10 protein-coding genes, 1 pseudogene and 1 riboswitch are annotated in these 13,792 nt (G+C 34.9%); of the genes and pseudogenes, 7 read left to right on the top strand and 4 right to left on the bottom strand.

Annotated elements, in window-relative coordinates:
• Positions 1 to 459: 459 nt before the first annotated feature.
• The gene (locus ACFVR1_RS17430; protein WP_387585846.1) at positions 460 to 1,059 is read right to left on the bottom strand and encodes a hypothetical protein; all 600 of its coding nucleotides are present in this window, start codon (positions 1,057 to 1,059) and stop codon (positions 460 to 462) included.
• Between the two features lie 331 nt (positions 1,060 to 1,390).
• Positions 1,391 to 2,650 carry a glycosyl hydrolase family 18 protein gene (locus ACFVR1_RS17435; protein ID WP_387585848.1) on the bottom strand — a complete coding sequence of 420 codons (1,260 nt, stop codon included), beginning with the start codon at positions 2,648 to 2,650 and terminating at the stop codon, positions 1,391 to 1,393.
• A gap of 195 nt (positions 2,651 to 2,845) precedes the next feature.
• Between ACFVR1_RS17435 and ACFVR1_RS17440 the strand changes: the two genes are divergently transcribed.
• The 4 genes from ACFVR1_RS17440 to ACFVR1_RS17455 all read left to right on the top strand — a co-directional run bounded on the left by ACFVR1_RS17440 (position 2,846) and on the right by ACFVR1_RS17455 (position 6,680).
• Entirely contained in the window at positions 2,846 to 3,718 is an 873-nt protein-coding gene (locus ACFVR1_RS17440) for a hypothetical protein (protein ID WP_387585849.1), read from the top strand.
• Between the two features lie 230 nt (positions 3,719 to 3,948).
• Entirely contained in the window at positions 3,949 to 4,830 is an 882-nt protein-coding gene (locus ACFVR1_RS17445; RefSeq protein ID WP_387585851.1) for a permease, read from the top strand.
• 18 nt (positions 4,831 to 4,848) lie between these two features.
• Positions 4,849 to 5,685, top strand: a complete 837-nt coding sequence (locus tag ACFVR1_RS17450) for a TIGR03943 family putative permease subunit (RefSeq protein ID WP_387585853.1) — start codon at positions 4,849 to 4,851, stop codon at positions 5,683 to 5,685.
• Between the two features lie 32 nt (positions 5,686 to 5,717).
• Positions 5,718 to 6,680, top strand: coding sequence for a CobW family GTP-binding protein (locus ACFVR1_RS17455; protein ID WP_387585855.1), 963 nt, complete (start codon positions 5,718 to 5,720; stop codon positions 6,678 to 6,680).
• 486 nt (positions 6,681 to 7,166) lie between these two features.
• Here ACFVR1_RS17455 and ACFVR1_RS17460 read toward each other — a convergent pair.
• A pseudogene (locus tag ACFVR1_RS17460) lies at positions 7,167 to 7,776 on the bottom strand (LysE/ArgO family amino acid transporter).
• 212 nt (positions 7,777 to 7,988) lie between these two features.
• Here ACFVR1_RS17460 and ACFVR1_RS17465 point away from each other — a divergent pair.
• On the top strand, positions 7,989 to 8,630 hold the full coding sequence (locus tag ACFVR1_RS17465) for a YIP1 family protein (protein ID WP_387585856.1): 642 nt from the start codon (positions 7,989 to 7,991) through the stop codon (positions 8,628 to 8,630).
• Between the two features lie 298 nt (positions 8,631 to 8,928).
• Here ACFVR1_RS17465 and mgtE read toward each other — a convergent pair whose 3' ends face one another.
• On the bottom strand, positions 8,929 to 10,272 hold the full coding sequence (gene mgtE / locus ACFVR1_RS17470; protein ID WP_387585858.1) for a magnesium transporter: 1,344 nt from the start codon (positions 10,270 to 10,272) through the stop codon (positions 8,929 to 8,931).
• A gap of 307 nt (positions 10,273 to 10,579) precedes the next feature.
• Positions 10,580 to 10,744, bottom strand: a riboswitch (M-box (ykoK) riboswitch).
• Between the two features lie 281 nt (positions 10,745 to 11,025).
• Here mgtE and ACFVR1_RS17475 point away from each other — a divergent pair.
• Both ACFVR1_RS17475 and ACFVR1_RS17480 read left to right on the top strand, forming a co-directional pair.
• Positions 11,026 to 12,039 (top strand): AI-2E family transporter, encoded by a 1,014-nt coding sequence (locus ACFVR1_RS17475; protein ID WP_387585860.1) that lies wholly within the window; start codon positions 11,026 to 11,028, stop codon positions 12,037 to 12,039.
• Between the two features lie 238 nt (positions 12,040 to 12,277).
• Positions 12,278 to 13,699: an NAD-dependent succinate-semialdehyde dehydrogenase gene (locus ACFVR1_RS17480; protein ID WP_387585862.1), complete on the top strand. Its 1,422-nt coding sequence runs from the start codon at positions 12,278 to 12,280 to the stop codon at positions 13,697 to 13,699.
• Positions 13,700 to 13,792: the final 93 nt, after the last annotated feature.

Here is a 13,792-nt window from a genome sequence, read left to right on the forward strand (position 1 = left end):
ATGGCTTGAGCCTCCTCGTTCGCTTCGCTACCTGCGGGGTCTCAAGGCTCATGCTATTCCCGCAGGAGTCGAGCACCTGCACTCCAAGCAACAATAGGGGGCAAGCATCTAGCCGATTCGGGCCAACACGACGTTGGTCACAAAGGAGTTGCCACACGATGTGGCGCTCTTAGCCTTTGAACAATTGAAGGCTCAGTCCAGGGTCTTGATTTGCTTGCTAATCCTCTAGGAGTCGCCGCCTTCCGCTCCAATCAACAGTGCAAATAAGAAAGACAATATGCTTTGACGAAATAATGAACTGGTACTTTATTTTGTTTATCAATAGGACAAGTGGAAATAGAGGAAAAATAGGTTGTATTCACGGATAAAGAAGCTGATATGGCTTTTTTTACGATGAAAACATCGGAGTCTATTTCCTACTCTTCTTAAAACGACCGGGCTTACTTTTCCCGGTTTTTCTTATAGATGAGAATAAAGTTTTTGAATTACTCCTACGATAGAGCCGATTGTTTGTTTTTTAAATTCATTGGTGACTGATTCATTATTGGGATTTATATAATAGGAACCTTCTAATTTATCATCGTAGTTGAATCCAAGGCTAGATAATGAATCTTGTAAGTCTTTTGGTAACACAGATGATCCTGTTTGTTTTATAAAATATTCCGAAGGTACTACTTTTACATCCACATCATTTGTTCCAGTATGGATAACAAATAAATCTTTTTCATTTTGAACAATCCACTGCCCTTTGGAATACAAGGAAATTCTAAGTTTTGATAATGAATCAATTCCTTCTAAATTTATACCGAAAATATGATTTAGCATTTTACGTATTTCCATACTTCCCATCTCATGTTCGTATTGATCCATGTACATTTCCATTGCAGTTTTTGGGGTTAAGTTTACAAAGCTTTTATTTATAATGGGAACTCCTTCTAAGGGAATTCCGAAAAAAAGATCCACTGCCTTACAAATATCCGAAGCTGTAATTTTTTTTCCTAAAGAGTTAAGGTGGTTATCCATCTGTTCTATTTTTGAAATCGATTCTGATGTTAACATAAAAAATAATACCCCCTTTTAAATTCTAGAAAATTTTTCTTGTTTAATATAATTGTACCATAAAGGGTTTTAATAAAAACTAATAATTTGGAAAACTGATAAATAGGATAGGAAAGAAATTAATTAAGAAATTCGTTTAACGGCTCTCTTTCAGGGGTATTTTTTAACAGTTAAGAATGAATGGATTACTATGAACAGGTTGATTTCCGCTACAGGTGGATTCTTCTTCGAAGGTCAACTGGGTGAAGTACAGTATAAATGAAAAGCGAGATATTCAACTATTGAATAGTGAATATCTCGCAAAGTTAACCACTTTTGTTAATTGCAAATATCAGAGCACTTTTTGGGTATTTAAAAATTCACTTACTAAGAGATAAGATTGTGCAAACTGGAACGCTAATTGCCATTCGCCAATCCCTTTTAAATGGTAGTCAGTTACCAGTTTAAGTTTCTGAGCTCGGGCTCTTGAATCTTCAAACCACACGATATGCTTCTTTCCAGTTTCATCTCGGTACTGATAAAAAGGTTGTTGGGATTCTTTGGAATATTGAATTGGAACTTGATGTTTCATGGCTGTTTCTATAGCCATACCGACTGGAACAGCATGTGCATCTATGACGGTGCTATCACGCATTTTCCAATCATAACCGTAACGTTGTACTCCGAGAATAATTTTATTTGCTTTCATATGTTTAAGAGCATATTCAATTGTTTGTCTTACCTGTTTTATGGGGGCGATAGGTCCAGGCAGACTTGTTGCTTCGTGAAAATCATAGGCCATAATAAAGACAAGATCAACAGCGGCGCCAATTCCTCCATAATCATAAGCCTTCAAATAAGGGAGTTTATCATTAATTTTAGCTGGTATAGCGACGGTGGTATAATATCCTTCCGGCTTCAATTTTTCTCTTAACGAACGCAGAAAGCTAGTATATAAATCCCTTTGTTCTTCTTGTAACAATTCGAAATCGATGTTTACACCAGCGTAGTTTCTGCTCTTGATTAGATTGTAGATGTTATTAATTAATCGTGATTTTGTTTCAGGTGAACTTAATACTCGATTTGCTATGTCGGTACTAAATCCTGTTGTTGTCAGATTAGTAATAACAGCAAGTGGAGCTACTTTGTTCTCTCTTGCTACTCGAATAAGTTGCCGATCATCCAAAGAGCTTAAACTTCCATCTGCAAGGACATGGTACTCAAATACTCCGAAAAAAGTATTTATAGGAGCGGCACTTTGAACCATATTATTGTTTTTAGTAGGTGTTGAGGGCAGTATGTAACTAAGATTTACTGCTCCATATTTAGGTCTTGGTGGTAAATACAACTTCGTACCAACCTTTAATGTATCTGAATGTAGGCCGTTTATGAGACGTAACGTTTCGACAGAAGTGAAACTCATTTGAGCAATAGAATAGAGTGAATCGCCTGGTTGAACTGTATACATATTTGTTGGAATAAGTAGATCCTGTCCTGGTACTAAGCTATCTGTACTTAATCCATTCACTATTCGTATGCTATCCATTGTTATTTGAAATTTTGCTGCAATCGAGAATAAGGAATCTCCCTTTATTACAACATAAATAAACATAGAACTCCCTCTTTCCCCATTAGTTATTCATTTATACATATGTAGTTAAGGTAAGGTTCATAACCATTTCTGCAAATAACTCTAAAAAATCACAAAACAACTACAACATGTAAAGACATTTATGTATTATCTATATGCTAAACTAATCTTACATGGGTTAATAAATTCTATATTATTTTGAAAGTAGGTTAAGAAATGCCGATTACATTTCGTTATTATGAAAAGCCAGAAGATCTGAAGTTACAGTATGACTTTTGGACAGAAATAACAGCTAAATTACCGTATGCGTGGAAACCAACACTTTCACCGAAGCAGTATATAAATCAAAAAGAATTTCATCCGAATTCACGATGCTTTGCTTTTAATGGGGAGAAAATAGTAGGTTATATGAGTTTTACAGGTGCTGGTGATTTCGTTTCATTGGGTTACCCTTGGGTATTACCGGAGTACGAAGGTGATCTGCAAGATGAGTTGTTTGATAGAATTTACAAATTTGCAGTGAGCGAAGAATATGGTGGTAAGAAGTTAGCGCAACGTTTTCGAAGTCAGTGGCAGGCTCCTATAGATTACTTTTTATCGAAAGGTTTTATGATTTCAAATCGTTCTCCAATAGTTGGGGTTAAGCTATCAGAAAGTGTAAACCAAATAGTAGATTCATCTAATTTTACATATCAAATTAGTGAAGGATTTCAATTTGACCGGTGGAAATGCGTAACAATAGCGAATCAGGAAGTTTCGGCGAAACAACTTGAAATGATAGAAACATATTATGGATCTGTAGCGTTTGACTTTTCTTTGGAATGTACGAAGGAAGATAAAACGATTGGTTATTTTGGAGTAACTATAAGGTCAGATACAAGATACTCAGAGATAATAGCAACTGGAATAAATTCGAAATTTAATGAATACTATTCTGAAATGATTCAGATTATCTTACAAGAGTGCTTGAAGCGTGGAGTCGAAACAGTTAGTATTGCTCAATCACATCTTACTTCGTTCGACAGCTTAGATCAACTGGGATTTACTCCGATAACTGAGGATGTTATGTTGATAAAAGAAAGTGATTAGCTAGAATTACGTTTATAAGAAAATAAATAGTAAAAACCCTTCCCTCTATAATTGAAAAGGTTTTTTTTGAAAATTTTAAAATAATAAATTTGGAATCTTTCCATTGTTTCTATATTTTTTATTCATATCACAGTTTTATTATTGCTTTATTATCCGCTCATAACTAATTGTAAAATAGAACGCACTATACTAGTTTATCTATATTCAAGATTTTAATAGGAGTAATGAAAATGAACAGTCAATTGTTTTTACAGTTTAATACTATATTCATTAGTATATTAATAGAATCATTACCTTTTATCATGTTAGCTGTGATTGTATCTGCTTTAATACAAGTCTTTGTAACAGATGAAATGCTAGCTAAGGTGATTCCAAAAAATAGATTTCTGTCTGTGCTATCAGCAAGTGCGCTTGGTGCAGTTTTCCCTGCTTGTGAATGTGGGATAATACCAATTGCAAGGAGATTAATGGCGAAGGGAGTTCCTCTCCATGCAGCAATAGCGTTTATGTTGACAGGACCAGTCATAAACCCAGTTGTGCTTTTCTCTACATATGTCGCCTTCGGTAATAGTTGGAAGATGGTTCTGTATAGAGGTGGATTATCGTTTATAGTGGCATTAGTTGTTGGTGTAATTCTCTCTTATCAGTTTAAGGAGTCGCAATTAAAACATATGTTAACATACCAAGTTCCGCGTCAAAATATCCCAATGAAAAGAAAAGTGTTAGGTTCTTTTAAGCATATGGTGGATGAGTTTTTCACTGTTGGAAAATATTTAATAGTAGGTGCTTTAATAGCGGCTGCTGTACAAACCTATATGAAGACATCAGTCTTAACTTCCATAGGACACGGTGAATATTCTTCTTCACTTGTGATGATGGGATTAGCATACATTATGTCCTTATGTTCTTCTGCCGATGCTTTTGTAGCAGCTTCTTTTAGAAGTACATTTTCGACAGGGGCATTAGTTGCTTTTTTAGTTTTCGGTGCTAAATTTGATATTAAAAATACATTAATGATGCTAGGTGTATTCAAAACAAAATTCGTTTTTTTCTTATTCATTTATACAGCCGTTTTGGTGTTCCTAGGATCAATAATTATTACGAACTTATAAGAAAGGAGGACTTTAATAATGCTTCGTTGTTGGATTTTACTCGGATTTTCATTTCTCTTTTTACATTTACATGCAACTGGAAATATATCAAAATATATTAATCTAAAATATTCAACCTTTTCTTTCATCGCTATTTTCATCTTCTTTTTCTTTATGCTCATTCAAATGTATTTCACTTTGAAAGAGGGTAAAGATGAAGAAGATTTTGGTCCTATATGTGATTGTGGTATAGATCATTCTAAAGAGGGAACGAGATGGAAATCATGGTTGGGCTACCCGATTTTTCTTTTTCCTATTTTTACTGCCTTATTTCTTCCGATTGCAACGTTAGATTCAAATATTGTTGCAGCAAAGGGGTTTAACTTTGAGGCATATAACGGTAAGGACGAGTACGGAGTCCATCAATTTCTTGAACCTGATAGTAGCGTGTTCTATGGTCAGGGAGGATATGATGAGATAAATGAAGAAGCGCTTGGTAAATATGCAAACAAAGACAGTGTCCTCTTAAAGGATGAAGATTTTCTATATGGCATGGAAACAATCTACAAAAACCCAGGTTACTTTACGGGCAAAACAATTGGTTTCAGAGGCTTTACTTATGTTGATAAGGAAACGGGAGATGTCTTTTTATTTCGATTTGGAATTATACATTGCGTTGCGGATTCCGGAGTATTCGGAATGCTGTTAGAGCTTCCGAAAGGTACAACGTTCCAAAACGATGATTGGATTGATGTGCAAGGTAAGATGGATACTATATACTACCAACCGTTTAAAAAAACAATTCCTATTTTAAAAGTGGACAAGGTAGAGAAAATAAAAGAACCTGAAGAACCATACGTTTATAGAAGCTATTAAGTAGTAGTTAGGTATTGATAGGAGATATTTTTATGGAAAACAATACGAAAATTCCTGTATACGTGATAAGTGGGTTTCTTGGAAGTGGCAAAACAACTGTCCTATTGAATATGCTCGAACAGTGTAAGGAAAAAGGACAACAACCTGGCATTATCTTGAATGAATTAGGTGAAGAAAATGTGGAAGGTCATTTGTTTGAAGATAAAAAAGTGTTTGAGCTTCTAAATGGTTGTATTTGTTGTACACTCCAAGAAGACTTAAAAGAGACGTTGGATAATTTAGTTAAGGAAATGGAGGAACGCCCTCTAGATGTCTTGTTCATTGAAGGCACTGGTGTGGCAAATCCATTAGAAATCCAAGAAGCACTTCTTAGCAAACCGTATACGGACCAATTTGAAATTATGTCCATAATTACAGTTTTGGATGCTAGTCATTACCTAGAATATCAAAGTGTATTTTCAAGTTCAGCAGAAGTTCGAAAATTGATGCAAGAGCAAATGATCTGTGCAAGTTTGTTGTTGTTAAATAAGACAGATCTTGTCCGACCAGAACAATTGGATAAAATTAAACAGAAAATTGCCAAAATTGTGGGGCAAGAAAAACAAATGGTGCATTGTAATTACGGTCAGGTTGAACCGAAAGTATTGTTCGAGAAACGTTTTCAATCAATCTCGATAGGAGAGCATCCGGATGTAACTCATCATCATCACCACTCCACTTTACAAGCAATAAAATTAGAGGATTTACCTCCACTTCAACAAAAAAAGTTTGAAAAATGGCTTAACCAGCTTCCTGGCGGTATTTTACGTGGAAAAGGTTTTATTGAAATTGACAACTCTCATCAACTTTACAGTTTTCAATATGCTTCAAAAAAAGCAACGTTTACTCGTGTTCCTTCATCTATAAATAAAAAACCAGTTATTATTTTGATCGGTATGGGGTTAGATAACGAACAGATAAATGCACATTGTAAACAACTACTATCGTCAAAATAATGCGTCTCTACATTATGTAGAGGCGTTTTTCTGAAAGAAATTAGATGAGTTTTTTAGCCATGAACAGACTATTCTCCGCCTGCCTCTCCAATCAAAAGTGTAAATAAGAAAGAAAATATGCTTCGTCGAAATAATTAACTGGTAGTTTCCTTTGTCTATCCTGGCGAGCGGAAACTGAGAAAAAATAGGTAGTATCTACTGATAAATAAGTGAAGAGCTTCTGAAATTGTATCTTCTGAAGCTTTTAAAAGAGTAGGAAAGTATTTTTTCTGTTATTATCCAAACCAAACGCATCATGTGCTTACAAATTCCAAGAGGGCGACGGACAAACATCCGCCATAAGATGATCGAAAATGAGGAGTTGGAAGTGACGCAGTCACTTCCAACTCCTCAAAATTCACCGGTAATATTGTAGTCGATCTTTCGTCCAAAGCACTCAGGAATTAATGAAGGCAAGATGCATTTAAAGAGCGCTTGTGCTTTTTCTTATATTATAGATAGCGCCATATATAAAGCTGTAACCCAAATAATGATTGCAGAAACTTTGTTTAATATCCCAAGAAATTTACCGGAATTATCTATTTTTTTCATCATCCTACCAGCAAGGCATAATCCATGAAACCAACTCCAGGACACAATTATACATGTGACAGTAAATTCAATTTTTTCTGTTCCTATGGTAAACAAGTGAACTTGAACCAATGACTCCAATAGTATCTAAAATGGCATGAGGGTTTAGCAATGACACAGACAGAGCAAATAAGATTTGCTTTTTGGTAGACATTTGGATAGTTTGTGTATCCGTTGATGTAGTGGATTTGGTAAACCAAGTGACAATCCCCATATAAATTAAAAAAACAACACCGATTCCAATTAAAGTAAAACGCAACCAATCATATTGCATAACAATAACGGACACACCTAAAATCGCTAAAAGTATTAGCAAGGTATCACAGATAGAAGCAGTAATGGATGCTGGTAATGCTTTTTTAAAGGATGGTTGAATAGCTCCTTGATTAAAAACAAATATATTCTGAACACCTAATGGTAATATCAATCCTAAGGCTAGTAATAATCCATGTATAAAAGGTTCCATAAAAAAAACCTCTTTCAATTTATTTAGTAAAAATGATCTTCGAAAGGGAAAAATGCATTAAATGTCGAATTAGCAATTAAAAGTGATTAATAGCTCTACCTTCTTATATTATCATTCTGTACTAATAATATTATATTGGTTATTTAAAATTCTAATATTCTAACATATTTTTTTGTTTGTCAAATAAACTAGTAAGAGGCTGGAGGGATAATATGACTCAAGAAATGAAATATGAAGAAACAGAAAAATTAAATCCGTTTTTTTCAATTTGGTTATCCACGAGAAAAACGGTGCGCTATGTGTTGGATCATAAAAATTTAAAATATTCACTTACACTAGCCGCAATTGCTGGAATTTCAAATGGTATAAGCGTAGCAAATGAGTGGAGTAATAAATTTGATATTTCGTTGTGGCTACTATTAATAGGCATCCTTGTGATTGGTCCGTTACTTGGCTTAATCGGACTAGGATTTAGTACCGTTATTTACACATGGGTAGGAAGATGGCTAGGTGGATATGGAACGTATAAAGAGATGGCTCAAACGATGGGTATTGTCGTAATTCCAAGCATTTGGTTGACACCGTACTGGATGTTATCATTTATTTTTGTTCGAAATAATCTACTTGTCATGAATCCGTGGGAATTTAATTCAGGGTCTATTATTTGGGTTTTAATTTCCACATTAATATCTTTAACTTTCTCTATTTGGATGATTATTATTCAAAGTAAAGCAATCGGAGAAGTACACCAGTTCTCAAGTGGGAGAGGATTTGCAACATTAATCATTCCTTCTATTATAATAGGAATCATTTTATTTATTGTTGTGTTAATTATTGCATTTTCTATAACATAGTAGAATTCTCAAAAAGTGTCGTTGGTTTCACCGTTTCTATTGAAAAAATGGAGGGCTAAAACCACGCGCAAGAGAGAGTGGAAAGTGATATAGAAGCGCTTGAAAAGACAGGCAGATCCGAAGAACAGCAAATTGCAAGGCTAATGAAAATGAAATCTAACTTGTCACAGTGAAAGATATAATTACTATCTTCACTGAGACTTAGACAAAAAATCGCTCCTCGACATTTTATTTATGCCAAGGAGCGATTTTATATGAGAATATAATATTCCGTTGTAATAGTGAAGACAAAGTGCACTTAAAGGTGAAGTATGATCTTTGCCAGTGTAAAGTAAGTAATAAGACCTGTTCCATCAACAAAAGTTGTAATAAAAGGTCCGGATACGACAGCGGGATCGATTTTTAATTTATGCAGCACCATCGGTAAAATAGCAGCTACTACCGACGCCCAAATAACAATAAATAAGGCAGATAAGGCCACAACTGAGCCTATGTCCATACTGACTCCTAGAATAAATGCACGCACTATCGCAACGGTGGCCATTGTAATACCTAAGAAAAATCCTGTTGATACTTCCTTTTTAAAAACTTTGAACATATCTCGAAACTCTACTTCTCCAACTGCCAAAGCCCGAACTAACGTTGTTACTGTTTGCGAGCCTGTATTTCCTCCAGTTCCAATAAGTAGTGGTATAAAAAAGGATAAAGCAATTTGTTCAGACAAGGTGTCCTCATAATGCTTCAATACGCTGCTTGTGTATGCTTCCGCTACAAATAAGATTAATAGCCACACAATTCTTTTTTTATACAGAGCTCCGACAGAATTTTTAAAATAGGGCTCGTTTAATGGCTGACTTCCACCTAATTTTTGAATGTCTTCCGTTGCCTCTTCATGAATAACATCAATTAAATCATCAACAGTTATAATTCCAATCATTCTATTATCTTGGGCTACAACAGGAACAGCTACAAAATTGTATTTTGACAGAACAGCAGCTGCTTCTTGTTGATGCATATTAACGGAAACTGAGATGGTATCTCCTTGTAATATTTCTTCTAATTTTGTTCCTGGCTTAGCTAAAATAATTTCCTTCAGAGATACGATGCCCGTGAGCTCTCCGCGACTCCCTAAGACGTAAATATAAGAAGTTATCTCTGCGTCATGCCCCACTTTTCTAATATGTTGTAGTGTTTGGTCAACAGTCCAGTTAATACGAGCGGCAATATAATCGAACGTTGCTAATCTTCCAGCAGTATCGGGCTCATAGTTCATAAATGTACTTATTTTTTCTCTATAGTCATTAGGCAAAAACTCCATCATTTTTTTTGCCTGATGAGGATGAATGGACAATAGCAAATTTACAACAGTATCACTGGACATTTCTATTAATAAGGAAGAAGCAAGATCTTCCTTCATTCGATTTAAAATTTTATACTGTAACTCTGGTTCCAAATATTCAAGAATCTCCGTTCCTATTGGAATAGAAATCGTAGTAAAAAATGATAATTGCTCTTCAAATTCCATTTCACTTAACGCCGCGGCAATATCAAAAGGCTGGAATCGTGATACATACTCATTTAAAGAGTCTTGATTTTGTTCTTGTGAAAGAATGTTTAATTCCTGAATCATGTTTTGATCCATATCCCTTACCTCCGTTCTCAAGTAAAAGCGAGAGAGGATAGGATTTATCAGTGACTTGATAGCCGAAGACTAAAAACTATCCCTTTCCCGGTTCCACTTATGTTATATATATTATTCGAACTCGGCTCCTCGTCCATCTACATCACCTCCCAAAAATGATTATAATTCCTGTTTAATTGCTTATATATATTCGTTAAACAAAAGAAAAGCCTTTATTTCTCAGCAAGAAGAAATAAAGGCTTAATTTGCACATCAAAAAAAGTATAAGCTGTAAATACAAATAATACACAGCAATACTTTGTGTTCGCCAGTTTCCCTCGTTGAGTTTTAGCACTGTAAAGCATAGGTACTTATTACCAGCTACGTTAAAAAAGACCTTACTCCGATCTTTCTTGTTGACCCATTGGCGTCTTTCGACATTTTTGGGCAGCAGCGTTTCTCTATACAGGAGCCTCACCTAACAGAATACTTAAAGCTATATTAAACTAAATTGAATATATGCTACTTTTTTGAAAATGTCAAACAACGTTTTTGATTTCGAAATGTTTCTTGATATTTAATATTGAAAGCATTGAAAAAAACGGAACTTTTTCTACCAAGTCCGTATGAAGTTACAATAAAATGGTTAAAAACAAAATAAAGAACTAATTATGCTATAAATACCCTTTAATTCTTGTAATCTGTTTCCTGCGGGGTGATACTAAAAATATAAGGATTTAAAATCAAAATATTTATTAGGGAGCAATGAACAAAATGTCTGGAATTATAGAATTTTTTCAAAAAAAGGAAGTTAAAAGAGTTATTATTTTTGGTTTAATTTTATTGCTTCTGTTTAGCGTGAAAAGTATGATAAATTTAATTTTACTTACATTTATTTTTACGTTTTTAATGAATCAACTCGTAGAATTTGTGGCGAAACGTGTGAGGTTAAAACGAGTATTACTTGTTACCTTGATGTATACATTGATTGTTGGCTTGTTAGCATTAGGACTTGTGAAATACTTGCCTATTATCATCACTGAAGTAAGTCTACTTGTGAAACGAGTTACAGCCTTCTATACAAAGCCACATGATAGCGTTTTGATTAATTATATAGTTACATTTATCTCTACCAATAAGATTACAGCCTATTTAGAAAATGGTTTTTCTTTTCTGTTGAAGTCTTTTACAGATATAAGTAAAATTAGCGTTCAAGTGTTGATAGCATTGATATTAAGTTTGTTTTTTTTATTGGAAAAGCCACGTTTAAAAGAATTTACTGCCAAGTTTAAGGATAGCAAGATTGCCCCTTTTTATTATGAGATTGAATTTTTTAGCAAGAAATTTACACGTACGTTTGGAAAAGTAATCGAGGCACAGTTTATTATCGCTATCATCAATGGCATTTTGTCTTTAATTGCAATGATAATTTTGGGATTCCCCCAAATATTTGGTTTGTCGATTATGGTCTTCTTTTTAGGGCTCATTCCGGTTGCAGGGGTGATGATTTCGCTAATTCCTCTATGTTTAGTGGCCTATACTATTGGAGGATTCATAAAAGTTATTTATGTGATTATAGCGATTGCAATTATTCATGCTATAGAAGCATATTTTTTAAACCCTAAACTGATGTCATCAAAAACAGACTTACCTGTCTTTTATACTTTCGTAGTGCTTATTTTTTCGCAAAATTTCTTTGGTGTATGGGGACTAATTGTTGGAATTCCAGTATTTGTTTTCTTACTAGATGTACTTGAGGTGACAAATAAGGAGAAGATAAACCCTTGAAGACAAAAGGTTGGTTAATGTCAAAATTCTTGGACCTTTAGATTTTATATTATTTTTTCTTTCAATCTGTAGACGTTTTGACACATCGCAGAGCACTCCTTGATTAATTAGATAGAGGAAATAAATGATGCGAGACTCCTGCGGAAGATAGGAAGTAAGGCTAATGACGCCTCGTCTTGAGGCGACATTTTTAAAAGTTTTAAATTAAATAATATAGTAATAAAGGAAGGGTGATTACATGTCTAAGCCATATTACATGATTATTAATGGAGAAGATATTGGAAAAGATCTATCTGTTTTGGAAGTGAGTAATCCTGCAACAGGAGAAATAATTGCGACTGTACCGAAAGGTGGAACCAAAGAAGCGGTGAAAGCTGTTGATGCAGCATTTGAAGCCTATGGAAAATGGTCTGTTTTGTCTGCTTATGAACGAAGCGAGCTCATACAAAGTTGGTATATTCTAATTAAGAAACATACGGAAGATCTTGCAAAGACAATGACAGAGGAACAGGGAAAACCTCTGGGAGAAGCTCGTGGGGAAATCAATTATGCAAATGGTTTTATTTCATGGTATGCAGAAGAGGGTAAGAGAATTTATGGAGAAATAATTCCTGCTACTCAACAAAATAAACGACTTTTTGTGCATAAACAACCAGTAGGAGTTGTTGCTGTGATAACTCCTTGGAACTTTCCGGCAGCGATGATTACGAGAAAAGTAGGACCGGCGCTTGCTGCAGGGTGTACTGTAGTAATTAAACCAGCTGGGCAAACACCTCTCACTGCTATTAAACTAGTGCAACTCGCAAAAGAAGCGGGGATTCCCGATGGAGTCGTAAATGTAATTACAGGAGATTCCAAAGCTATAGGAGATGCTTGGCTTAAAGATACGCGTGTTCGCAAGCTGACATTTACAGGTTCCACTGAAGTAGGAAAAGTACTTATGAAGGGTGCAGCAGATACGGTTAAAAAAGTATCTCTTGAACTTGGAGGACATGCTCCATCGATTATCATGGAAGATTGTAATTTAGAGAAAGCGGCAGAAAATGTGCTTGCTGCTAAATTCCGAAATGCTGGTCAAACATGTGTATGTATTAATCGAGTGTATGTTCAGGAATCTATTGTAGGTAAATTTACTGAATTACTTTTGGAAAAGACGAAACAGTTGAAAATTGGAAATGGCCTGGAAGCGGGGGTGACAATAGGGCCGCTAATTGATGATTCCGCCGTTCGGAAAGCGCAAGAGCATGTAGAGGATGCAACGTCAAAAGGAGCAGAAGTAATACTGGGCGGAAAAAGAAAGGACGGACTATTCTTTGAACCGACGATTTTGACAAATGTAACGGATGATATGTTATGCATGCAAGAAGAAACATTTGGTCCAGTTATTCCAATTAGTACATTCAAGGATGAAGAAGAAGCAATAATTCGTGCAAACAATTCTATATATGGCCTTGCCGCATATGTTTTTACAGAAAATATATCAAGAGGAATTCGTATTACAGAAAAATTAGAGTACGGTATTATTGGATTAAATGACGGTCTACCATCGACACCACAAGCACCGTTTGGAGGGTTTAAGCAAAGTGGTCTTGGGCGCGAAGGTGGTCACCATGGAATGGATGAATATTTAGAAATAAAATACGTTTCTCTTGGTCTATAATTAACGTAATTGACTTGCATTCAAACTATTTAGAATAGTTAAATCGCAAGTCTTTTTTTCATGTTATGATAAACAAAACAAGAGAAAAGTAAG

It is taken from the genome of Psychrobacillus sp. NPDC058041 (assembly GCF_042885655.1).
Classification (GTDB): Bacteria; Bacillota; Bacilli; order Bacillales_A; family Planococcaceae; genus Psychrobacillus.